Source organism: Sporofaciens sp. St.21A7 (assembly GCF_059728535.1).
The window spans coordinates 609,742-631,736 of record NZ_BAAGFN010000001.1 but is presented as its reverse complement, the minus strand read 5'-3'; the positions used below and the strand labels follow the sequence as shown (position 1 = coordinate 631,736).

Annotated in this window: 24 protein-coding genes; 5 read left to right on the top strand and 19 right to left on the bottom strand. The window is 47.4% G+C overall.

Going from position 1 to position 21,995, the window contains the following annotated elements:
• Nucleotides 1–2: 2 nt before the first annotated feature.
• Nucleotides 3–914, bottom strand: coding sequence for a UDP-N-acetylmuramate dehydrogenase (gene murB / locus AC6I3O_RS02990; protein ID WP_497849653.1), 912 nt, complete (start codon nucleotides 912–914; stop codon nucleotides 3–5).
• Nucleotides 915–1,080: 166 nt separating this feature from the next.
• Between murB and AC6I3O_RS02985 the strand changes: the two genes are divergently transcribed.
• Complete coding sequence (locus AC6I3O_RS02985) at nucleotides 1,081–2,370, top strand: HlyC/CorC family transporter (RefSeq protein ID WP_497849652.1); 1,290 nt, start codon at nucleotides 1,081–1,083, stop codon at nucleotides 2,368–2,370.
• A gap of 150 nt (nucleotides 2,371–2,520) precedes the next feature.
• Here AC6I3O_RS02985 and AC6I3O_RS02980 read toward each other — a convergent pair whose 3' ends face one another.
• On the bottom strand, nucleotides 2,521–3,936 hold the full coding sequence (locus AC6I3O_RS02980; protein WP_497849651.1) for a substrate-binding domain-containing protein: 1,416 nt from the start codon (nucleotides 3,934–3,936) through the stop codon (nucleotides 2,521–2,523).
• 200 nt (nucleotides 3,937–4,136) lie between these two features.
• Between AC6I3O_RS02980 and AC6I3O_RS02975 the strand changes: the two genes are divergently transcribed.
• From AC6I3O_RS02975 to dnaB, 3 genes are read left to right on the top strand one after another with little or no spacing between them, the layout of a single operon-like run.
• Nucleotides 4,137–6,203 (top strand): DHH family phosphoesterase, encoded by a 2,067-nt coding sequence (locus AC6I3O_RS02975; protein WP_497849650.1) that lies wholly within the window; start codon nucleotides 4,137–4,139, stop codon nucleotides 6,201–6,203.
• A gap of 1 nt (nucleotide 6,204) precedes the next feature.
• A complete protein-coding gene (gene rplI / locus AC6I3O_RS02970; protein WP_497849649.1) occupies nucleotides 6,205–6,651 on the top strand; it encodes a 50S ribosomal protein L9 in 447 nt (148 codons plus the stop codon).
• A gap of 11 nt (nucleotides 6,652–6,662) precedes the next feature.
• On the top strand, nucleotides 6,663–8,012 hold the full coding sequence (gene dnaB / locus AC6I3O_RS02965; protein ID WP_497849648.1) for a replicative DNA helicase: 1,350 nt from the start codon (nucleotides 6,663–6,665) through the stop codon (nucleotides 8,010–8,012).
• On the opposite strand, the gene AC6I3O_RS02960 is transcribed toward dnaB, so the two are convergent.
• The 9 genes from AC6I3O_RS02960 to AC6I3O_RS02920 all read right to left on the bottom strand — a co-directional run bounded on the left by AC6I3O_RS02960 (nucleotide 7,986) and on the right by AC6I3O_RS02920 (nucleotide 11,766).
• The gene (locus AC6I3O_RS02960; protein WP_497849647.1) at nucleotides 7,986–8,345 is read right to left on the bottom strand and encodes a hypothetical protein; all 360 of its coding nucleotides are present in this window, start codon (nucleotides 8,343–8,345) and stop codon (nucleotides 7,986–7,988) included. The genes dnaB and AC6I3O_RS02960 overlap by 27 nt on opposite strands.
• 237 nt (nucleotides 8,346–8,582) lie before the next feature.
• A complete protein-coding gene (fdxA, locus tag AC6I3O_RS02955) occupies nucleotides 8,583–8,753 on the bottom strand; it encodes a 4Fe-4S ferredoxin (protein WP_022319077.1) in 171 nt (56 codons plus the stop codon).
• 173 nt (nucleotides 8,754–8,926) lie between these two features.
• Entirely contained in the window at nucleotides 8,927–9,619 is a 693-nt protein-coding gene (gene rplA, locus AC6I3O_RS02950; protein WP_497849646.1) for a 50S ribosomal protein L1, read from the bottom strand.
• 68 nt (nucleotides 9,620–9,687) lie between these two features.
• The gene (gene rplK, locus AC6I3O_RS02945; protein WP_159750070.1) at nucleotides 9,688–10,116 is read right to left on the bottom strand and encodes a 50S ribosomal protein L11; all 429 of its coding nucleotides are present in this window, start codon (nucleotides 10,114–10,116) and stop codon (nucleotides 9,688–9,690) included.
• A 56-nt stretch (nucleotides 10,117–10,172) separates the two neighbouring features.
• The gene (gene nusG / locus AC6I3O_RS02940) at nucleotides 10,173–10,688 is read right to left on the bottom strand and encodes a transcription termination/antitermination protein NusG (RefSeq protein ID WP_497849645.1); all 516 of its coding nucleotides are present in this window, start codon (nucleotides 10,686–10,688) and stop codon (nucleotides 10,173–10,175) included.
• A gap of 32 nt (nucleotides 10,689–10,720) precedes the next feature.
• Entirely contained in the window at nucleotides 10,721–10,912 is a 192-nt protein-coding gene (gene secE / locus AC6I3O_RS02935; RefSeq protein WP_497849644.1) for a preprotein translocase subunit SecE, read from the bottom strand.
• 22 nt (nucleotides 10,913–10,934) lie between these two features.
• Nucleotides 10,935–11,084, bottom strand: coding sequence for a 50S ribosomal protein L33 (gene rpmG / locus AC6I3O_RS02930; protein ID WP_008976735.1), 150 nt, complete (start codon nucleotides 11,082–11,084; stop codon nucleotides 10,935–10,937).
• A gap of 159 nt (nucleotides 11,085–11,243) precedes the next feature.
• Entirely contained in the window at nucleotides 11,244–11,507 is a 264-nt protein-coding gene (locus AC6I3O_RS02925; RefSeq protein WP_497849643.1) for a Txe/YoeB family addiction module toxin, read from the bottom strand.
• Entirely contained in the window at nucleotides 11,500–11,766 is a 267-nt protein-coding gene (locus AC6I3O_RS02920; RefSeq protein WP_497849642.1) for a type II toxin-antitoxin system Phd/YefM family antitoxin, read from the bottom strand. The genes AC6I3O_RS02925 and AC6I3O_RS02920 overlap by 8 nt, the downstream gene beginning before the upstream one ends.
• A 303-nt stretch (nucleotides 11,767–12,069) precedes the next feature.
• Between AC6I3O_RS02920 and cysK the strand changes: the two genes are divergently transcribed.
• Nucleotides 12,070–12,996, top strand: coding sequence for a cysteine synthase A (gene cysK / locus AC6I3O_RS02915; RefSeq protein ID WP_497849641.1), 927 nt, complete (start codon nucleotides 12,070–12,072; stop codon nucleotides 12,994–12,996).
• 107 nt (nucleotides 12,997–13,103) lie between these two features.
• On the opposite strand, the gene AC6I3O_RS02910 is transcribed toward cysK, so the two are convergent.
• From AC6I3O_RS02910 to AC6I3O_RS02875, 8 genes are all read right to left on the bottom strand, one after another.
• Nucleotides 13,104–13,763, bottom strand: coding sequence for an SdpI family protein (locus tag AC6I3O_RS02910; protein WP_497849640.1), 660 nt, complete (start codon nucleotides 13,761–13,763; stop codon nucleotides 13,104–13,106).
• Between the two features lie 34 nt (nucleotides 13,764–13,797).
• Nucleotides 13,798–15,081 (bottom strand): aspartate aminotransferase type Ic, encoded by a 1,284-nt coding sequence (locus AC6I3O_RS02905; protein ID WP_497853409.1) that lies wholly within the window; start codon nucleotides 15,079–15,081, stop codon nucleotides 13,798–13,800.
• Between the two features lie 237 nt (nucleotides 15,082–15,318).
• Entirely contained in the window at nucleotides 15,319–16,470 is a 1,152-nt protein-coding gene (locus AC6I3O_RS02900) for an endonuclease/exonuclease/phosphatase family protein (RefSeq protein ID WP_497849639.1), read from the bottom strand.
• Between the two features lie 52 nt (nucleotides 16,471–16,522).
• The gene (locus tag AC6I3O_RS02895) at nucleotides 16,523–17,542 is read right to left on the bottom strand and encodes a helix-turn-helix transcriptional regulator (RefSeq protein ID WP_497849638.1); all 1,020 of its coding nucleotides are present in this window, start codon (nucleotides 17,540–17,542) and stop codon (nucleotides 16,523–16,525) included.
• Nucleotides 17,543–17,594: 52 nt separating this feature from the next.
• Complete coding sequence (locus tag AC6I3O_RS02890; RefSeq protein ID WP_497849637.1) at nucleotides 17,595–17,987, bottom strand: SMI1/KNR4 family protein; 393 nt, start codon at nucleotides 17,985–17,987, stop codon at nucleotides 17,595–17,597.
• Between the two features lie 15 nt (nucleotides 17,988–18,002).
• On the bottom strand, nucleotides 18,003–18,527 hold the full coding sequence (locus tag AC6I3O_RS02885) for an HNH endonuclease (protein ID WP_497849636.1): 525 nt from the start codon (nucleotides 18,525–18,527) through the stop codon (nucleotides 18,003–18,005).
• Nucleotides 18,527–21,721, bottom strand: coding sequence for an ATP-binding protein (locus AC6I3O_RS02880; RefSeq protein ID WP_497849635.1), 3,195 nt, complete (start codon nucleotides 21,719–21,721; stop codon nucleotides 18,527–18,529). Before AC6I3O_RS02880 ends, AC6I3O_RS02885 begins: the two co-directional genes overlap by 1 nt.
• The gene (locus tag AC6I3O_RS02875; RefSeq protein ID WP_497849634.1) at nucleotides 21,722–21,973 is read right to left on the bottom strand and encodes a hypothetical protein; all 252 of its coding nucleotides are present in this window, start codon (nucleotides 21,971–21,973) and stop codon (nucleotides 21,722–21,724) included.
• Between the last annotated feature and the right edge of the window lie 22 nt (nucleotides 21,974–21,995).

The following is a 21,995-nucleotide window of genomic DNA, read 5'->3' as shown; positions in this document are numbered from 1 at the left end:
CTTTAGAACTCTCCCAGCCTCTTCACCTCAGGTTCCAGCCTGACGCCAAACTTATCCTCCACGATTTCCGATACCCGAATCATAAGGTCTGACACATCCTTTGCCGTTGCTTCGCCTCTGTTAATCACGAAACCGCAATGCTTCTCGGATACCTGAGCCCCTCCGATGGCAAATCCCCTAAGCCCTGCATCCTGAATAAGCTTTCCTGCAAAATATCCCTCCGGTCTCTTAAATGTACTTCCAGCGCTGGGATATTCCAAAGGCTGCTTGCTGACCCTTTTTTCTTTCAATTCTTCCATCTTCGCCCGGATTTCCTGTCTGTCGCCTTTTTTTAACTGCATACAAGCTTCCAGCACAATGTACCCTTTCCGGGCGACGACGCTGGTACGATAGCCAAACTCCATCTGCTCCTTAGGAATCCTGATTATGTCTCCTTCTGGCGTCAGCGCCGTAATCTCCGTCAACACATCCCGCATCTCGCCGCCATAGGCCCCTGCATTCATAACACAGGCTCCGCCAAGTGTCCCCGGTATCCCAGATGCAAACTCGAACCCGGTAAGTCCCGCTTCCATCGCCCGATTCGCTACAACGGACAGTAATGCGCCCGCCTGGGCCGTCACCGTATCTCCCTCAATTCGGATTTCTCCAAGTTCTTTTCCCACTCGAATGATGACTCCCTGATATCCCTTGTCGGAAACCAGAAGGTTGCTTCCGTTTCCTACAATATAATAAGGGATGTTATGGGTCCTGCACACCCCGACCGTTTCCTTCACCTCGTCAAAAGTCCCCGGCGTCACGAATAACTCCGCCGGTCCTCCGACCCGAAATGTGGTGTGGATGCTCATCGGCTCTTCCCTGCGGATTCTCTCTTTGGGTACAATCTCTGATAATTCATGATATGTGCTCTGTTCCATTCTAATTCTCCATCTGTTTTTCAATTTGATTCATGTACTAGGGTATCATACACTAATTTAACAATAAATTCAATGTACACTTGCAAAATCTATCCAAATGCGTTATATTAGTTCCAAAGGAATTTTATCCTAGTATTTTTATGTAAAAAAGGAGTGAACTAATCAATTGGACTCGAGTGACGCCACACGACTCATTATTCTGTTTATTTTATTATTGTTGTCTGCATTCTTTTCATCTGCGGAGACAGCGCTGACTACCGTTAACAAGATACGGATGCGAACCTTGGCAGAGGAAGGAAGCAAGCGCGCCAGGACAGTTCTTGCAATCACGGACGATTCCGGCAAGATGTTAAGCGCCATACTGATTGGCAATAACATCGTGAACCTGTCGGCAGCATCCCTGACTACCTCCCTTGCTTATAGCTTTGGTGGTTCTATGGTTGCAATCGCAAGCGGTATCTTAACCGTATTAATCCTGTTATTTGGGGAGATTACCCCTAAGACTATGGCTACTCTCCATTCGGAGAAGATGTCATTGCTCTATGCACCGGTTATCAGTATATTTATGAAGGTCATGACACCTGCAATCTTTATCATTAACGGACTTTCCATCGGCGTACTGTTTCTTCTGCGTGTCGATCCGAATGCCAAGAACAATGTCATGACAGAGACAGAGCTTCGTACCATCGTGGACGTAAGCCACGAAGACGGAGTCATTGAATCCGACGAGCGGGAGATGATCAACAATGTATTCGACTTGGGCGACGCCAGGGCAAAGGATGTCATGGTTCCCCGTGTCCATGTAACATTTGCAGATGTCAACAGTACCTACGACGAGCTGATCGAAATCTTCCGGGAAGACAAATTTACAAGGCTGCCGGTATTTCGGGATACGACGGATAATGTGGTTGGTACTATTAATATGAAAGACTTGCTGTTATATGACAATACGAAGGGATTTCATATTCAGGATATTTTGAGAGAGGCCTATTTCACCTATGAATACAAGAATATCTCCGAGCTTTTAGTAGAGATGCGCAAGGCTTCTTTTAATATCGCAATCGTACTTGACGAATACGGAGAGACCGCCGGGCTGATTACTCTGGAGGACATTCTGGAGGAGATTGTCGGAGAGATTCATGACGAGTATGACGAGAATGAAGAAGACTTTATTCAGGAGATAGACGAACGTGAGTATATTGTAGAAGGCTCTACGAATCTGGATGATTTGAACGACCGGCTGGATTTGGATTTGAACTCGGAAGAATACGATTCACTGGGTGGATTTATTATCGAACGGCTTGACCGGCTTCCGGAGGCAGGTGACAGTATCCACACAGAAGATGGGATTCATATGGTCGTTGATAAATTAGACAAGAACAGGATTGAGCTTGTACACTTGTACCTTCCCGAGGCGGCTCCCGACAGCAGCGAGACGCCGACGTTTGATATATAATTTTCGCTGATATCTGATTGCCAGTATTATAAGACGATTCATATTGGCAAATCAGTATTCAGAACATCCACAATACAGAGATGGCATATCACTGAAAAAGCAGGTTTCTATCGAAACCTGCTTTTTTCATCATTCAAAAATTGCTATCGATTAATACAGCAATTTCTGAATCCCTTCCTCTTCCAGGTTCTTCTTCGTAATCCACACATACCCTGTGTCTACCACAGCCTCATTTCCCATAGAAAGAGCCGCTCTTGCAGATGCGATGACCGCAGCATACCCCATCCCAAAAGGATTCTGCAGCACCAGCGCATCTACTTTTCCTTCTTCCAGCGCATCAAGCTCTTCTTGATCCGCATCAAAGCCAATAATAGAAGCCTTTGCATCATTACGCTCCACCGCTTCTACCGCCAGCTTCACGGCGTCTCCATTCGTAGCATATACTCCTTTGACCTCCGGATGCTTCTCAAAGAGATAGTCAATCACTTCTTCTTCCGAAAACATATCTGCCGGGACAGCCTCCCCCCCTGCTGAAACGCTCTCTCCGCCCCCATCCTGCGCCGTCTGGGCATCCTGACTATCAATCCCGGCATCTTTTCCCGCCGTTTCTCCGGACTGGCTTCCACCTGCTCCGTCTGTCCCCGCAGCATCTCCTAACTGACTACCGTTTCCGCCTTCCTCTAAAGGCTGGCTCCCATCTCCGCCCTCCTCTAAAGGCTGGCTTCCGTCTCCGGCTTCTCCGTTAGTCCCCGCGGCATCTCCCGGCTGACCGCCGTTCATCTCTGCCGCAATCCTTTCCTGCATATCGGCCAACTGATCCATATAATAAACTTCCCCAATCCTGACCTCCGGATAATTCGTTTCCAGCTCCTCCCGAAATGCCTGCTCCCGGCTCATTGCCGACTCAGATTTCGAGTCATGTATGAACAGAATCACTTCTCCCTTCTCTTCCACCGACTCCGCCAGCCTCTGCGCCGCTTCCCGAGCCGCCGCCCGGTTATCCGTCGATACCATCGCCATCAAACCCTGATAACCGCTTCCTGAGTCGAACGCTACCACAGGGATATCGCTCTCCGCCGCAAGGTCGAACTGCACTTCACATGCCTTCGTATCCGCAATCGCAATCCCAAGAGCCGCCGGATATCTCGCCAGTTCTTCATCCAGGATATTCACCTGCTCATCTACGTTGTCCGGCGTACTAGGCGCACTGTATGTCACCTTCACCTGCTTCTTCCCCTCATATCCCAGATTCTCATTGATATCCTTAACCGCCTGCTCCGCACCGCGGCGAACTTCATCCCAGTACGGTACGCCTTCCGCCTTGCCTATGATAGAAAGGGAGGTTCCTTCCTCAAGCTCAAGGCCCATTACGTTATCATAAGCGGATGGCTTAATCATATCCAGCTTCTTCTGGTATGCTTTTTCTTTCTTCTCCTTATTCCCTTTATTCGTCTCCGAAACTTCCGGTTTCTCCTCTTTTTCACCGCCGTCTCCTGCCGAACAGCCGCATATACACAGCGCCGCACACAAAGTAACGGCAGCCCATCTTTTCATCTTCTTCATCATAACACTTCTCTCCCGACACTCTGTTATTAGTGTGAAACATTTCCATGAAACACTATACACCAATTTTAATGGAAAATGTTAAAGAATTTCTTAATTTTCCCCTACTTTTCTTAATGCCTTTTCATTTCTATTAAAAAGTGGTATAATGATTCCCATATATTTTATCTTTTAGAGAACATGAGGATGGTGAGGATGGGCTGATGTTAGAAAAGAAAAGTGAAACCGAAAAGCTGAAACTACGCGGACAGTTAAAAATGTATATCCAGTGGCCGTCCATCATGGCGGTGCTGCTGATTGCGATGAACATCTGGGTCTATATCATCGACCGGCGGGCAGGAAGCCTGATAGGAATCTTCGTCGTGATTTACAGTCTGATTGCCCTGGGACTTTATTTCCGAAGCAAGACTGTCCTCTTGAAGGATTTGGTGGAATTTGCGGCACAGTATGGAATTGTCCAGAACACCTTGTTAAAAGAGCTGACCTTGCCCTACGCAATCCTAATGAGCGACGGGAAGACTATCTGGATGAACGACCTGTTCAAGGAGATCTTAGGATGCAAACCCAGACGGGACGTTCCAATCAGCAAGTACATTCCTGAACTGAACCGGAGCATTTTTCCTAAGGAGATTCAGGATACGGTAGAGATGGACGTCTATTTCGGCAACCGGGAGTTCAAGGCAGAGCTGCGGCAGGTTTCCGTGGAAGGATTCAACGACACTGGCCTGCTCCTTCAGATGCCGGCGGAAAAAGAGTATTTTATCGCCGTCCATCTTCAGGATGTAACGGAACTGAACCGCTACATCAAAGAGAACGAAGAACAGCGTCTGGTTGCCGGCTTAATCTATATTGACAACTATGACGAAGTCATCAACAGCGTAGAAGAGGTTCGCCAATCCCTGCTGATGGCGCTGGTAGACCGGAAGATTAACCAGTATATCGCCAAAGTTGACGGTATCGTCAAAAAGATGGAGACGGACAAATATTTTATCGTGCTCAAGAAGCAGTATTTCAAAGAGTTGGAGGCTGACAAGTTCTCATTGCTTGAGGACGTAAAGTCGGTGAATATCGGAAACGGAATTCCGGCAACTTTAAGTATCGGTCTTGGTCTTAGCAACGACGCTTATTCCCAGGGTTATAACTACGCCCGGGTCGCCATCGACCTTGCCCTGGCAAGGGGCGGAGACCAGGCAGTCATCAAAGACAGCCATGGTATTACATACTATGGCGGAAAACGTGAGCAGACTTCTAAGAATACCCGGGTCAAAGCCCGAGTGAAGGCAGAGGCGCTCCGGGAATTCATTACCTTGAAAGACAAGATTTTCGTCATGGGACATAAACTGACGGATGCGGACGCTTTTGGCGCCGCAATCGGAATCTGCCGTGCGGCGGCAGCCATGGAGAAGAAAGCCTACGTCGTAATCAACGAAGTATCGGCTTCGCTCCGTCCACTGTACGAGTGTTTCGTGAAGGATTCCAACTATCCGGAAGGACTGTTCCTCAAGTCCGCCCAGGCAATCGAGATGGCAGACGAGAATTCGATGGTGGTAGTCGTGGATACGAACCGCCCTAAGATGACAGAATGTGAAGAATTATTGAAAAAGACCAAGACTATCGTCGTACTCGACCATCACCGCCAGAGCAGCGACAATATCGAGAACGCCATGCTGTCCTATATTGAACCTTACGCTTCTTCTGCGTGTGAGATGGTAGCTGAGGTTCTGCAATACATTGTGGACGACATCAAGATTCCTAAGATTGAAGCAAGCAGTATGTATGCGGGGATTATGATTGACACCAACAACTTCGTAAACCATACGGGTGTGCGTACCTTCGAGGCTGCGGCATTCCTGCGCAGATGCGGGGCAGACATCACCCATGTCCGTAAGATGTTCCGGGATGACATGGAGTCCTACCGGGCAAAAGCGGAGATTATCAGCAGCGCGGAGGTTTACCACAAGAAGTTTGCCATTGCAAAAGGAACGGCGCTCGAGATTGAAAGCCCGACCATCGTAGGCGCGCAGGCGGCAAATGAGCTGCTGGACATCAGCAACATCAAGGCTTCCTTCGTACTGACAGAGTACAACGGAAGGATTTATGTGAGCGCCAGGTCTATTGACGAGGTGAATGTGCAGATTATCATGGAACGCCTTGGCGGAGGCGGGCATATGAACGCATCCGGCGCACAGTTTGACCACACAGACATGAACGAGGCAATTACTACCCTCAAGAAAGTAATCGACGATATGATAGAAGGAGGAGACATCTAATATGAAAGTAATATTGACAGAAGACGTAAAATCCCTTGGGAAAAAGGGTGAGATTGTAGAGGTAAGCGACGGATACGCCAGGAATTTCATCCTCAAGAAGAAAAAGGGCCTAGAAGCGAACAGCAAGAACTTAAACGACCTGAAACTCAAGAAAGCCAACGATGATAAACTGGCGCAGGAACAGTACGAGGCGGCCATGGAGCTTGGGAAGAAGATTGAAGCCGGAAAAGTGGAGATGTCCATTAAGACCGGCGAAGGCGGCAAGGCCTTCGGCTCTATCGCATCGAAAGAGATTGCCGCAGAAGTGAAGGAGCAGATGGGGCTGGACGTAGACAAGAAGAAGATTCAGCTCAAGGAAGCAATCAAGACCCTGGGAACCCACAATGTGCCGATTAAGCTGCATCCGAAAGTTACCGTAGAGTTGAAAGTAATTGTAAGCGAAGAGTAAGGAGTTCATATATGGAAGAGGCGCTTATTAAGCGGGTAATGCCCCACAGCATCGAGGCAGAGCAGTCTGTCGTCGGCGCTATGCTGATGGACCGGGACGCCATCACCACATCTTCCGAAATCATCAGCGGCAGCGATTTCTACCAGAGCGCCTATGGCGTCGTATTTGACTCCATGGTGGAGCTGTTCAACGAAGGACAGCCGGTAGACCTGATTACATTACAGGAGCGTCTGCGTTCAAAGGACGTTCCTGCTGAGATTTCAAGCCTTGAGTTTGTCCGTGATCTTCTGAACATGGTATCGACCTCGGCAAACGTAAAATATTATGCGCAGATTGTCGCAGACAAATCGGTCATGCGCAAGTTAATCCGCCTGAACGAAGAGATCGCCAACATCTGTTATGCCGGCAATGACTCTCTGGAGGCGGTACTGGAAAAGACGGAGAAATCCGTCTTTGAATTATTACAGAGACGCAACTCCAGTGAATTTGTACCCATAAAGCAGGTGGTTTTAAATGCACTGGAAAGAATCGAGAAAGCGTCCAAGAACAAAGGAACCGTCACAGGTATTCCCACAGGGTTCATAGACCTGGACTACAAGCTCTCCGGGCTGCAGCCCTCAGACCTTGTCCTTATAGCGGCAAGGCCTTCCATGGGGAAGACCGCTTTTGTCCTGAACATTGCCCAGTATATTGCCTTTAAGAAGGACAAAAGTGTTGCCATCTTCAGCCTTGAGATGTCCAAGGAACAGCTTGTAAACCGTCTGTTCTCTCTGGAATCCCAGGTAGACGCCCAGGCGCTTAGGACTGGCAACATGAAGGATTCCGACTGGGAGAAACTGATTGAGGGCGCCGGAATCATCGGCAAATCCCGCCTGATTATCGACGACACGCCGGGAATCTCTATCTCGGAACTACGTTCCAAGTGCAGGAAATATAAGCTGGAGCATGGTCTGGATGTCATCATCATCGACTATCTGCAGCTGATGACCGGAGGCGTGGGAAGAAGCCAGGAATCCAGACAGCAGGAAGTATCTGAGATTTCCCGTTCCTTAAAAGGGCTTGCAAGGGAATTGAACGTACCTGTAGTCACGCTGTCCCAGCTAAGCCGTGCGGTAGAAAGCCGCCCGGACAAGCGTCCCATGCTCTCCGACCTGCGTGAATCCGGGGCGATTGAGCAGGATGCGGACGTCGTCATGTTTATTTACCGGGATGAGTATTATAACAAAGACTCGGAATTCAAGAAACAGGCTGAGATTATCATTGCAAAACAAAGAAACGGTCCTGTAGGGACCGTTAATCTGGCTTGGCTGGGCGAATACACCAAGTTCGCCAACCTAAGCAGGCAGGAAGAATCTTTTTAATTTTTCGATTGGACCAGTCTCCGCCGCGCTCTTCCGATAGGATTGCTGCTGACGGATGAGCTGGTCCAATCTGCGGAAGGACTCTTCTTCCCGCCGTTCTTTGGCATCCAGCATGAATGACATCTCTTTCGTAATCATGGACAGCAGGACTTCGTTGTTATTCTCCAGCATCCGTTTCATATGTAACTGGTCCCGCGTCCTCCTCAAATCCGGAATCAATGCCTTTAACTCAGAGAACGGGACTCCCTGTTCGTATAGTTCTTTGATGCAGCCGAAAAGCCTCGCATCATCCTTGGTCTCCCTCTTCAACTGTTCTAATGCGTTACTGCTCATGGTCTTACCCCCTTATCAAAAACTTGTCCCAATTATCATAACACGGTGCTTCTGCGAAACAAGTAAAACGGTGTCAGGAACGCAAAAAAAGCACGGCATCTCTTTTCACAGAATATGCAGTGCTTTTTTCGTATCTTTTCATTGCCGGTGTATAACGGAACTGAGAGTAACCCGCCGGCGGTTCCTTCACAATCCCGGTACAACGGATAATTGCATAATGGCTAGTTATATTCGATACTAGCCCTGAGAGATTGCTCCTGTAGGACACTGAGCTGCACATGCGCCGCAATCAACACAAGCGTCAGCATCAATCTCATAATGATCTGCCCCCTGAGAAATTGCGCCAACCGGACATTCAGCCTCGCATGCTCCACAGCTTACACATTCATCACTAATTACGTGTGCCATAGTATGTACCCTCCTTTTTTAGTATATAGGCTTGGACATGAATCCAGCCTGTTATTATCATAATACAAAAAAGGAAAATATACAAGAGTAGATTTCCACAAAAACAGCCGCACCCGTGAGAAACTACAGGTGCGGCTTCACATTTCTATATCTGATTCAATCGGCGGAAATGATTAAACCAATTTCATCGGATTAATCTTTACGCCAGGCCCCATTGTGGAAGTAAGCGTCACGCTCCGTAAGAACTGACCCTTTACTGCCGCCGGTCTTGCCTTAACGATTGCGTCAATAAGCGTCTGGAAGTTGTCCGTAATCTGCTCCTCCGTAAAGGATGCTTTTCCTAACGGCACATGGATAATGTTCGTCTTGTCAAGTCTGTACTCAATCTTACCGGCTTTGATATCCTTGATTGCCTTCGTAACGTCCATCGTTACCGTACCAGCCTTGGGGTTCGGCATCAGGCCTTTTGGTCCGAGAATACGTCCAAGACGTCCAACGATACCCATCATATCCGGCGTAGCAACGACTACGTCGAACTCAAACCAGTTTTCATTCTGAATCTTAGGAATCAGTTCGTCTCCTCCAACATAATCTGCTCCGGCTGCCTTCGCCTCCTCAGCCTTGGCGTCCTTCGCAAATACCAGGATACGTACCTTCTTGCCGGTTCCGTGGGGAAGTACGACCGCGCCACGGATCTGCTGGTCAGCGTGACGTCCGTCACATCCGGTTCTGATATGAGCCTCGATTGTCTCATCGAATTTTGCAACTGCAGTCTTCTTAACTAATGATACCGCATCCGCAACGTCGTAGAGTGTTCCTCTGTCAATCGCTTTTGCAGCTTCAACATATTTCTTTCCTCTTTTCATCTAAATAACCTCCTTGTGGTAATGTCGGGATAACCCTCCCACTTACTCGTTTACATTTATCAAATGTCCTACGCCTCTTCTACCTTTACACCCATGCTTCGGCAAGTACCTGCCACCATGCTCATAGCCGCCTCAACGGTCGCCGCGTTCAGATCCGGCATCTTCGTCTCCGCAATCTCTCTCAACTGAGCCTGCGTAATTGTTGCAACCTTCGTCTTGTTCGGAACGCCTGAACCAGACTTAATGTTGCATGCCTTCTTGATTAAAACCGCTGCCGGCGGTGTCTTGGTAATGAAGCTGAAACTTCTGTCACTGTAAACGGTGATAACTACAGGGATGATCAGATCTCCCTGATCTGCCGTCCTTGCGTTGAACTGCTTTGTAAACTCAACGATATTCACACCATGCTGACCAAGAGCCGGGCCAACCGGTGGAGCCGGAGTTGCCTTTCCGGCAGGAATCTGCAACTTAATGTAACCTTCTACTTTTTTTGCCATCTCAATTACCTCCTTGTGGTGATGTCGGGAAATGGATCCCTCCCACTGTTTTTGATTTACAACTTTTTAACTTCTGAGAAACTGATCTCAACCGGTGTCTCGCGGCCGAACAGTTCAACATTGATTGTAAGACTCTGCTTGGGCACGTTCATAGCCTGAATGACTCCTACGGTCTCCGCCCACGCCCCGGCAATTACCCGGACCGTATCGCCCTCCGCAAAATCCACCAGAATATTCTCCTGACGGATTCCCAAGGGAGCCATCTCCGCATCCGTAAGCGGAATCGGCTTAGAGCCTGGACCGACAAAGCCGGTGACGCCTCTGGTGTTCCGCACCACATACCACGTGTCGTCGTTCATAATCATATGAATCAGCACATAACCGGGAAACATCTTCTTCTGCGCCGCCTTCTGGACGCCGTTTTTAAGTTCCACGACGTCCTGCATCGGAACCCGTACCTCAAGGATCTGCTCTTCCAGATGCCTGTTCTCAATCGTCTTATCAATGTTGGCTTTTACTTTGTTCTCATACCCGGAATAGGTATGCACTACGTACCATTTTGCCTCTGACATAAACTCACCTTTCTTGCCTGCAGATTATCAGTCTATCTTACCAATAAATCTACTCCGTACTGGGCGATAAAGTCAACGATTGCAATGATCGCTCCCAATATTACGGATACGGAAACAACTGCTGCCGTCTGTTTTGCTACTGTCATCTTGTCTGGCCAAATGACTTTCTTGAATTCTCTGTTAAGACCCTTGAACCAGCTTTTCTTCTGCGTCTTTTCGCTCATGACAACCACTCCTTTACGGCGACTACTTCGTTTCCTTATGCAATGTGTGTGATTTGCAGAACTTGCAATACTTCTTCGTCTCCATACGCTCCGGATGTGATTTCTTATCCTTCGTCATGTTGTAGTTACGCTGCTTGCATTCTGTACATTCCAATGTGATTCTTGTACGCACAACTTCCACCTCGCTTTACGTTTTTGCATTGACGTGTTACTTGGTAGCTTGCGAGGCTACCCAAATATTTAGGCATAAAAAAAAGACCTACTTCCATTCGCTATGATATTTTATCATAAGCAGAATGGAAATGCAAGTCCTTCTTGGCAATTTTTCAGTCTATTTATCTCCATAATGATACCGACACGCCAAAATATATATGTTATATTTATCTATTCTATAAATCAACCTGTCTTTATCATTGATGCGCCGACTCCAAAATCCGGCTAAGTTTCCACTTAATGGCTCCGGCTTTCCAATTCCATCATTACCATTCCTAACAATGTCATTGATTAACTGATTAATCTTTTTCAAAGTTTTACGGTCTTCTGTCTGCCAATACACATAATCTTCCCAACCAGTATCAGCAAATACCTTATTCATTATCTTCCGCCTCAAACAGTTCATGAATAGCACATTGCCCACTCTCTAACTGTGCTTTCCCTTTCATTAACCAGTCGTAATTTTCTTTATTTCCCATAACATAAATATTTTCCATAAGATTGTTATATGATTCTTCTGATATCATAACCACATTCTTATTATCTTTTCTTGTAACAATCATAGTTTCATAATCGTCTGTTACTTTATCCATATACATTTTCATATTATCACGAAGATTTGTATAATTTACTGCCAACATAGCAATCACCTCCAAATTATAAGTACAGTTTTCCGTACTTATATTGTACCGTACAATTTTCTGTACGTCAATATTTTATTCCACATTATTACAGAATAAACGTAACAGTTCAGCCTGCAGCTGCCAGGAACCCACCTCTTTGCCGTAGGAAAACTTTAAAATAGGCGGATTTTATAACACCTCCGTAATTCTGCGCATATTCTACTGTACACAGCATTTTTTCTCTAGTATAATAAAATTGATGCAGAATATCCACAGGATTGCATAAGATTGCATCAAAAATGAAAGTTGAGGTATATTTATATGATTTATAATAATGTGTTAGAAGCAATGGGACATACACCCATTATCCAGCTAAACCGAATGGCAGGACCGGATTCTGCCCGGATTCTGGTGAAGTTCGAGGGACTGAACGTGGGCGGCTCCGTCAAGACAAGGACGGCAGACAGCATGATCCGCAAGGCGGAAGAAGACGGTATTTTAACAGAGGACTCTATCATCGTAGAACCAACCAGCGGCAATCAGGGAATCGGGCTTGCCCTTGTCGGGGCAGTGAAGGGGTATGAGACGGTCATCATCATGCCGGATTCTGTAAGCCAGGAGAGACGTTTTCTCGTAGAGCATTACGGCGCAAAGGTGGTTCTGGTACACGACGCCGGGAATATTGGGGAATGTATCAATGAATGCGTAAAGACCGCTAACCGTATGGCGGCAGAGAATCCCAGAGTGTTCGTGCCGCAGCAGTTCGAGAATGAGGCAAACCCGGCGGCACATAGAGAGCAGACAGGACAAGAGATTTTAGGGCAGGTGGACGGTCCCATCGACGGGTTCTGCTCCGGGATTGGAACCGGCGGGACAATCACCGGCATCGGTGAGACACTGAAAGCCGCCAACCCGGATATTACCATCTGGGCGATTGAGCCGGAACATGCGGCAATTCTCTCGGGCGAACATGTGGGGACGCATATCCAGATGGGAATCGGCGACGGCGTAATTCCTAAGGTGCTGAACCAGAATATCTATGAGGACATCGTGATTGTTACAGATGAAGAAGCCTTACAGACTGCGAAGGACCTCGCAAGGCTGGAAGGGCTGATGTGCGGGATTTCCAGCGGCACGAACGTAGCCGCCGCCTTGAAGCTTGCGAAAAAGCTTGGGAAAGGGAAGACGGTCGTGACCCTTCTTCCGGATACGGCGGAGAGATATTTTTCAACGCCGTTGTTCGGGTAAAACTCTCCACCCCGGTTACGCCGGATGTTTACGGACGATTTCCAAAATAAATGGAAAAATACCGATATCTCCCATATTGTAGGGTTTTATCGGTATTTTTACTATCATTAATATTTTTTTGCGACCTTATAAGTGTAATAAATATCAATGGGGAGGGAGACAAGCAAGATGCCCATCCACCACAGATAGCAGGCAATCCCTTTTGTAAAACAGCAGACCAATATCGTAAGGATTCCGGCTATGATAAATAAATTCCCGCCAAACCGTTGGCTTTTCTTCCACGTTATCTCGTTTTTCATACTCCAATGAGTTCTCAGCCCGATAACGGAATTCTTTTGAAGTTTCGGCATAATACTTCCAATGACAATCATGAATATACCTAAAAGACTGAAAATAAGTTGAAATATATCAACGGGAACAGAGGACAAATTCTCCACTTTATTAAAATCCGTATATAGGAAATAACCTGTCATGGCATTGAAAATCAAAAGCGAAAAAATACCTGCCGTTATACAGGCTTTTTCATTGTTTTCCCCTGTTTTTTCTCCTGATTTAGAAGAAACTTTTGAACACTCAAGCATAATCAACCCAAATATAATTGTAATGACTGGAAAAATGAGTGTTTCGTATTTACTGCCCCAGCGGGTTACTTGATTATCAAAACCATAATGGGCAGGAATCTGGTCTGGCAAAAACAACAATGAAACCAGGGTTACAGGCGCGGGCAAAAACATTAAAATATAAAAAATAGTTCTCTGCTTCTTCATTATTTGCCCTCCCCTCCCAGAGCGTGTTATAAAATTATGCGTTCAGCAGTTTCTCAATGCTCACCAGCTTCACGCTGAGAACGAATATCTTAGAAGCAATCTCTAATTCCTCCACAGTCGGGAAGGACGGTGCAATACGGATATTGCTGTCTTTCGGGTCCTTACCATACGGATAGGTCGCTCCGGCGTCCGTCATCACAAGCCCAGCCTCTTTCGCCTTTGCCACGATGGCCTTCGCACATCCTTCCATAGAGTCAAAGGAGATAAAATATCCGCCCAACGGCTTCGTCCATGTCCCGATGCCAAGGCCGCCAAGTTCCTTCGTCAAGACTTCGTCTACCTTCTCGAATTTCGGGCGGAGGATTGCCGCATGTTCTCTCATATGCTCGTAGACTCCCAGCATATCCTTGAAATACCGCACATGGCGGAGCTGGTTCAGCTTATCATGCCCGATGGTCTGGTATTTCATATAACGCCTTGCGTCCTCAAGATTGCCCCTTGACGCTGCTAACGCCGCAATTCCGGAGCCTGGGAAGGACACCTTCGACGTAGAAATAAATTTTATCACAATATCCGGATTCCCGACTTTAATGCACTCGTTCAGCAGTTCCAGCACGACTACCCGCTTATCGTCATACAGATGATGGATGGAATACGCATTATCCCAGAAAATGCGGAAGTCTTTCGCCGCAGGCTGAAGCCTTGCGAATCTCCTGACCGTCTCGTCAGAATAGGAAATCCCTGTAGGGTTCGAGTATTTCGGCACACACCAGATTCCCTTGATGGACGCATCCTTTGAAACCAATTCTTCCACCATATCCATATCCGGTCCTGTCTCAAGGAGCGGTACGTTAATCATCTCTATCCCAAAGAATTCTGTGATGGCAAAATGACGGTCATACCCCGGCACAGGGCACAGGAATTTTACCCGGTCGAGCTTAGCCCAGGGCGTACTGCCCATGAAACCGTGGGTCATGGCGCGGGAAACCGTATCGAACATGACGTTCAGACTGGAATTTCCATAGATAATGACACTGCGCTCCGGTACTTCCGATAAATCCGCTAGAAGTTTCCTTGCATCGCTGATTCCATCAAGAACGCCGTAATTCCTACAGTCTACTCCATCAGAACTTACCAGGTCGGACTCACTGGTCAGGACGTCCATCATCCCAATCCCAATATCCAACTGCGCCTTGGACGGCTTACCGCGGGACATGTCCAGATGAAGCCCCTTTTTCTTGATCTCCTCGAACTGCTTTTCAAGATCGCTTTTCAAAGTCTTTAACTTCTCTTTGCTTAACTTGCTGTACGGTGCCATATTCAAAAACTCCCTCCTGTTTTATGGCGGCTTGCGCCGCCGTCTTCCATATCTTTGATTCATTCAAAAATAACTATATGCTATTTTAAGGACTATCAAAAAAAAAGTCAAGATGTTTTTGAATTTTTATTTCTATTTTCTTTCATTTTATATCCATTTTAAGCGATACTTTCCGTTTCTATTTGTCGTAAATGCAATTTTCTTCTTAAACACTTGCATTTTAATGACTTTCCTGCCCTACTCCACCAATTCAAACCTTAACAAAACCGGATTATGGTCGCTGTATCCGAAATCCGTATCAATATTCTCCGCTGCCGCCTTCACATTATCCGACACAAGAAAACCATCCACTACCGTCGTATAATTCACGCCTTTCGTATAAGGGATATCTGCCCCGCGGCAAGTCGGCGTCTCAAGCTCATTCTTGGCACGCACGATAGAGATTCCATCCGCCATCTCCTCCTGCGTAAGGACAGACACCCACGCCGGGAATTTCTGCTTTGCCGGGAACCCTTCCGCCACGTCTTCCCCTAACGCATGGTTAAAATCTCCTCCCACGATTACATAATTCCCCGCCTGATACTCTTCTTCCATTACAGCGTTCAAAAGCTCCAACTGCTGCGCGCGGATCTGCCCGCCCTCGTCATATGCAGACATGTGGCTGTTGATAAGAACCAGCTCTTTTCCTCCTTCTACCGGAAGGCGCATCACCGCAAAACACCGATCCAAATCAGTAAATTTCGTGACAAAGCTATTGTCCACAGGGTAGCTCCTGCGCTTTGCATCACCGATCTGGTAACGGCTGAAATTCAAAAGCCCGGCGTCCACGGCTCCGTGGGGATCAGAAAATGGGTAGAATAAGTATGCAGAATGAAAATTATATGCAAAAACATTTCCGTAATCTGGGAAACGGTTTTTCAGCTTCTCCATCTGGTTGATATGGTAACTCCGGTCTGCGTCTACGTCAACTTCCTGCAGCAGCATAAAATCCGCATGTAACTGCTCAAGCTCTCCCGCTGCGCCTTCCGTATTCGCCTCCACAGACTCTTTGCTTATCGCCTTTCCATATTTTCCCGTTGTCGGGGTTCCGTCATCCATCTCGCCCGTGTCCATGAAGAAACTATAGTCCGGTCCATATGCGCCGAACCCGATATTGTAGGTTACAGCAGTGTATGTCTCTCCTGTCTTCAGCGTCTTCTTCTGTCCATTCTCCACCTCAAGCTCTGCATAATCCTCAATCCTGTAGTAATTTGCCTGCATGTAGACGACATAGCCCACTATGCATAGAATACAGAGCAGCAGCAATCCCGCGGCAATTTTTACTATGACAGGCATGCGAAACCTGCCCTCCCTCTTCTCTTCCTTCCGTCTTACCCAATCCTCTCCCATAATTTCACTCCTACTGCCTTTACTGCAGCCACTCTATATCTATACTCTCTATTCATACCCAAAGGGTATATTTACCAAGCATATCTGTCAGCATCTTCTTCATCTCTTCCCGCATCTCCTTAGGACGCAGCACTTCCACCATACTCCCCTGAGTCAGAAGCCACATCAGCACACCCCGCCCATAGACTTCCGCCTCAACAATCCACCCCTCCCCGTCTTCTGACACAACTTGCGCAGTGGGCAGGCGGTCTAAGACGGACGCAAGGCTGTTTCCGGTATACCGAAACTGCAGCTTGACCAACCGTCCCATATACATAAACTGTATGCGCTTGCGAAACTCCCCTTCTTCAAAGCGGTCCCTGTATCGGATCTTAAATTTTCTGCCGATGCGCCGGTATTCCTGAATTCTGTCAATCCGGAAAACCGCCGGATAGTCGTATTTCTGCACATACTCTCCCTTCTCGTCCTGCTCTACGATATACGCGTTCAAATAGAAATAGTATTCGGAAAAAAGCAGCGCCAACGGCTGAATCGTCCGCACAACCGCCTCTTCTTTCATTGACTGTTTCTGATAAACGATTTCCAGAAGATTACACTGCCCAATCTCGGAGCCAATCTCCCACAGTTTATCCTGAATATAAGACTCATGATGTATCTCAACATAATGAAACTTCTCGTTTGAAATCAAATCGGCAACCAGCTTCATATTCTCCCTCGGAGCACAGCCGTTCACCAACTTATCCAAAATCCTTCCAACCTCTTCCTTTGTAAACGCCCGGCTTTCCAGCAAAATCTTGCTCACAGCAAGAATCTCGCTGTTGGACATCACTGTATCCCCCAGCCCAGTCATAACAAAGCCCCGGAAGGCACGGTTATAGACAATATCCCGGATATCGGAAGAATCCGCCACTCTCTTCTCATCAAGAAATGCCCTGATATCGTTGATGTCGCGCTGGATGGAACGCTCGCCAACCCTGAACCGCCGTGCTTCCTCGTTTTTATGAATCACCTTTCCTTCACAAAATCTCATGTAAATGTCTAAGATTCTCCTGCTTTTATCCCGTCTGCCCACTACTTTTCACTCCTTTGACGCACCCGAGTTCCCGTTCCGGCGTACAACCGATTTAATACAAACTCTCCATAAACATTTTCACATCTTTTTCCGTCGAAAATGTATCTCCTGTTTCATGGTCCCAAAAAACAACTTCGCATTTTCCTAAATCAAGACAGATATAATTCCCGAAGGCATCAATGGCAAAAGGCATCAACTTCCGATCCTCTATCGCCTCCAACGCAGTAAAAACCGTGTCCGTATCCGTTTCTTCCCTATTAAAAGACAGGATCGCCCCCAACACCTTCTCTGACGTTCCCAGCATAAATCGGTATTTCTCCGGCGTAGCTCCGTTCCCTTCCTTCACCAAAGCCCTCAGCTCTTCCGGAATCACAATCCCTCGCTCTCCCTCTATCACAGCAAAAATATCCTTATCCGCCAGGTCAATCTTATAATTCCATTTCATATCCTCACACTCCTCTTACCTGCATCCTGAGCCGCCGCCCCATATACTTCTTCCGCCTGTGTGCCTGCATTTCTCGTGGGTTTCGGCGTTCACCAACTGCATCTTTCCCGGTATCTCACTGTGATGCCATGTCAGCCCCGATATCCTTGGCGCTCCCTCTCGAATCTGCTGCAGCTGCCTTGGCGTGAACTGTTTCGCAAACTCCGGGTCCCGCTCAATACGCTCTTTTAATCTCTCCGTACAATACTTAAACTGTTCCATGTCCGACCCATTCCACAGACTCTTAGGCAGGCTCGTGTCAAATTTACTTTCAAACTGGGGAAACACTCCTTCTACCCTCTCCCCATTTACCCGAAGCACACGTCTCACATACAAAACGTCTGTCTCCGGATACGTCTGTCCCTCCAAGTCCTCCCGAATCGTATGTATATGCCTCGGTTCCCCGATTTCCTTCAAACTGTTCTCAAAAGCCTTTAACTTCTCTCCCACTTCTCTTGAAACCAGATTCTTCAATTCTTTTACTTCGCTAAACGGATTCATCAGACCACCTCCCCTTTCAAATATCGATGCCAAGTTTCAAGATATTCTCCGGGTCTGTCATATCTGACGATCTGTTCTCGTAAAATACATTCTACAATTCTATTTTGCACCATTTCATCGAAATCTGCAACAAAAGAATTTTCCGAATAAATCAGGGCATTCTTCCACTCTTCCATTGAATCCGCATTCTCCGCTTCTTTTTCCGACTCCGGTGTGCATACCATATCATAAACGACTCCGCTGATATCCTCCAAATCCACCCTGCCGTTTACTTTCATCAGCCGGATAACGTCCGTCTTAATCCTGGACGGAAGAGAAGCCGATACCACTTCTTTCATCAACTCCTCCATATTCATGTCAAACCGTTCGCCCGCCACTTTGCCAAACAGCCGGCTTAATACCCTTCGCTTCGAGTCGTCCGAAACCATCGGCCCACATCCCTGATTGCGGTACGTCCCTTCTGTTTTTTCATAGGCAACCTTACACAGCACCGGTTCCAGCCAGTTATTCTGATAGACGGCGGCTGCACCCGTTGGAATCTTCGCCAGTTCCTTTATCTGATCCTCAGATAAATTCGCCGCTTTCCCAACCAAGTTTCTATCCTCGGCATCCGGCAGCCTCATAATAATCTTTGTATTCGTATTCCGGATAACGCTCATATCCAACAGTCCCGGCGCCTGATCCGCAATCACAAACCCCTCTCCGTAGGTTCGGACTTCCGCAATGGCATTCGCCAGCATTTCCACCGATTTTCCCAATAAATTAGACGACTCGCTGCTCTGCTCTGTCGAAGTCTTCTTTAACAGGTTATGGGCTTCTTCCAGAACCGTAATATGGCTCAGCTCTCCATTCATCACGCCAGACGTCATACGGTATTCCAAAAGCCGCATAACCAGAATCCCCATAATCATCGACTTCGTCTCCACAGAACCGACACGGCTGAGGTCAACAATCACATTTTCATCGAAAAGCTTTTCATCGCCTAATTCATCATTGCCAAACAATCTCCCGTAGATTCCGTTTGTAAGAGACTTTATCCTCGTTGCCAGGGAGCCTACGTAATTATCCTTCACCTCCTGGGAAAACGCCGATTCTTCCACCACTCGGTTAAGCTCAAACAATACGTCTGCAAACGTGGGGAAAAGCTCGTCCGAAAACGAATTCTCTGACGTTTCAAGGTTCCAACCGGCGCTTATGTAAGCCCTCTCCACCGAATCTTTCAGCACGGCCGGCATTGCGGCATACATCGGCCAGCACACGTTGAAAATCTCGATCAGCCTGTCTATGTGTTCCAGCACATGAATCCCCTTAGGAAACTGAAAAGGATTCAGCTTTAACATCGGCGCAATATAAGGGTTCGTGCCATACACAGACGCGCAGCCGTTTCCAAACACATGCTTATACTCCCCCTTTGCCGGTTCAATCACGAGAAAATGTACGCCCTGCCGATTCAGCTCCCTGAGCATCTGATACACTGTATTCGATTTCCCGGAACCTGTAGAGCCCGTTACAAAGGTATGCATGGCAAGACTTTTCAGATTCAGAGATACGGACGCCTGCTGCCGCGTCCCCATATGATAGATGTCTCCCAGCTTTATCTGCCTCTTAACTTCTTCAGATACGTTTGTCTCGAACACATTCCTGCCGAATGAAGCCATTTCCAGCACCGGCAGGCCATTGATTGACTTCTTTGGCAGCCCCATATTTACAGCCAATTCATAAGAATTAGAAATAGACGCCGGGCTCAGCACCACATCCTCATTGGCCGGATTATGGAATAATGGATGCGAAAACCTGGAAAGATAAGCCTTCACCCTTCTTCCATTGGCTTCATATGCGCTCCAATTATTAATATACGCCGCCTGCAAAGAAGAATTATCCCCCCGCATCAATGCATTATATCCACTTGACACAATCGCATTGGTTTCCGGGTCAGAGGAAATGACATAGGTCGCGCAGTGAAACGCCCCATAGGATTCACATTTTTTCAGCCTGTCTATCTGCTTGTCTATCGTATCCAAGAGATTTTTCACCGTCTTATTTTCATTGGAAAACTGAAGCGTCTTTCCCTGGGTTGTCCCTTCTGCTTCACTGCTGCTATCATTCTTCTGCACAGATGTGGAAAGATTCCTCGAGAGGGTATTTCCCGATGATTCTGTCGTACTGCCGGTCTGCGTCACGGTCTGATTCGTATTCCTTCCCGACGAACCCACCAGACCGCCTACCACCTGTGACACGGCGCCTCCGGCTGCGGCTGCTCCAACTGCAGCAATGGCAGCAGCACCCCCCGATATCAGCGTTGCCGCAGCCGTTATCCCCGCCCCGGCAATGGCGCCCGCCAAACGCCCTGCATCCCTGTTGCTGCTGGTTCCACGGCTTGTGCTTTCACTCCATCCGCTTGTTTTCGAGTAATTCTGTGTCAGTGACGTACTCTCTCCAAGCGATTCCGTAACGCCGTCCGTATGCGACTTGGTCAGCGTAATCGATTCGGATTCATTAAAGCTGACGGATGTCTTTAAAAATGGCGATAACTGGGTATAGAGAGTCTCATATCCCAGCTTTGTATCCGCAATCTCCTGCGCACCCACCGGGTCTGCCACCACGACTACGCTGTACTCCCGTCCCTGAAGGGAGTCCACCAGATGCTCTATCCCCTGGACAAACTTCTCATAAGAATGTTCCTTTTCATTCCTCACAGAAGCGATTCCTGAAATAGCCGTCATATAGTTATAGACAAATGTGTTGTTCAAAAGCCTTTTCTTAGCCTCGCCTTTTACTGCTGTCATCTCTAACCCAGGAAAGTTGCCCGTCAATACTCCCTTCAAAATTTCGCCTTGTGTTTCGATTGCCTGATTCGCCTGGCTGATATCTTTACTGACCACCCCTAAATAGTATTCTGTGCAGTCTTTACTCCCTACAATCAAGGTAACGACCGTTGCATTGCAGGAGTATGCCGCATTCAGGACCGTTACCAGCTTATCAATCACACTCTCCTTTTTATCCGTAACCATTTTTGTAAATCTAAATATCCTGGTATACTCGGCAATATCCAGTTTCTTTAGTTCTGCCGGCATCTCGGCGACCTGATACTCTCCCAGCTTATACAGATAATCTTTCGTAATCACATCTTTCGCCAAATCCAGGGAAAGCGCAAGCTTATTCATATCCCGGACTTCTGTCAGTTTTGCTTCCATCTACACTCCTCCTTCCGATAATTTTTCCAGTTCCTTTTTTAAGTTCTTGTCATAGGCGTCTCTCCATGCTTTGTAATTCTTCTTTGCCGCCTTACTGCAAATCTTATATTTGTTACATTTCTTTAATTTGCACAGAGCGCCTGTCTCGCTGCATCTGTACCGCTCCCCAAGCAGTCTGTTCCGTTCCCTTTTATATCCGCGATAGCGTTCTGCCTCTTCTCTGCTGCAAGTCTCATTCTGCCTACATTTCACACATCGGTGTATCTTCGTACAC

Coding starts and splice junctions, on each gene's coding strand:
- AC6I3O_RS02975 (WP_497849650.1), top strand. CDS start 4,137: ATGTTAGAAAAGAAAAGTGAAACCGAAAAGCTGAAACTACGCGGACAG.
- fdxA (WP_022319077.1), bottom strand. CDS start 8,753: ATGGCACACGTAATTAGTGATGAATGTGTAAGCTGTGGAGCATGCGAG.
- AC6I3O_RS02900 (WP_497849639.1), bottom strand. CDS start 16,470: ATGGGAGAGGATTGGGTAAGACGGAAGGAAGAGAAGAGGGAGGGCAGG.
- dnaB (WP_497849648.1), top strand. CDS start 6,663: ATGGAAGAGGCGCTTATTAAGCGGGTAATGCCCCACAGCATCGAGGCA.
- AC6I3O_RS02890 (WP_497849637.1), bottom strand. CDS start 17,987: ATGAAATGGAATTATAAGATTGACCTGGCGGATAAGGATATTTTTGCT.
- AC6I3O_RS02905 (WP_497853409.1), bottom strand. CDS start 15,081: ATGGCACCGTACAGCAAGTTAAGCAAAGAGAAGTTAAAGACTTTGAAA.
- cysK (WP_497849641.1), top strand. CDS start 12,070: ATGATTTATAATAATGTGTTAGAAGCAATGGGACATACACCCATTATC.
- AC6I3O_RS02920 (WP_497849642.1), bottom strand. CDS start 11,766: ATGTTGGCAGTAAATTATACAAATCTTCGTGATAATATGAAAATGTAT.
- AC6I3O_RS02960 (WP_497849647.1), bottom strand. CDS start 8,345: ATGAGCAGTAACGCATTAGAACAGTTGAAGAGGGAGACCAAGGATGAT.
- AC6I3O_RS02925 (WP_497849643.1), bottom strand. CDS start 11,507: ATGAATAAGGTATTTGCTGATACTGGTTGGGAAGATTATGTGTATTGG.
- rplA (WP_497849646.1), bottom strand. CDS start 9,619: ATGAAAAGAGGAAAGAAATATGTTGAAGCTGCAAAAGCGATTGACAGA.
- AC6I3O_RS02910 (WP_497849640.1), bottom strand. CDS start 13,763: ATGAAGAAGCAGAGAACTATTTTTTATATTTTAATGTTTTTGCCCGCG.
- AC6I3O_RS02980 (WP_497849651.1), bottom strand. CDS start 3,936: ATGATGAAGAAGATGAAAAGATGGGCTGCCGTTACTTTGTGTGCGGCG.
- secE (WP_497849644.1), bottom strand. CDS start 10,912: ATGAGCGAAAAGACGCAGAAGAAAAGCTGGTTCAAGGGTCTTAACAGA.
- rplI (WP_497849649.1), top strand. CDS start 6,205: ATGAAAGTAATATTGACAGAAGACGTAAAATCCCTTGGGAAAAAGGGT.
- murB (WP_497849653.1), bottom strand. CDS start 914: ATGGAACAGAGCACATATCATGAATTATCAGAGATTGTACCCAAAGAG.
- AC6I3O_RS02885 (WP_497849636.1), bottom strand. CDS start 18,527: ATGAATCCGTTTAGCGAAGTAAAAGAATTGAAGAATCTGGTTTCAAGA.
- AC6I3O_RS02880 (WP_497849635.1), bottom strand. CDS start 21,721: ATGGAAGCAAAACTGACAGAAGTCCGGGATATGAATAAGCTTGCGCTT.
- nusG (WP_497849645.1), bottom strand. CDS start 10,688: ATGTCAGAGGCAAAATGGTACGTAGTGCATACCTATTCCGGGTATGAG.
- rplK (WP_159750070.1), bottom strand. CDS start 10,116: ATGGCAAAAAAAGTAGAAGGTTACATTAAGTTGCAGATTCCTGCCGGA.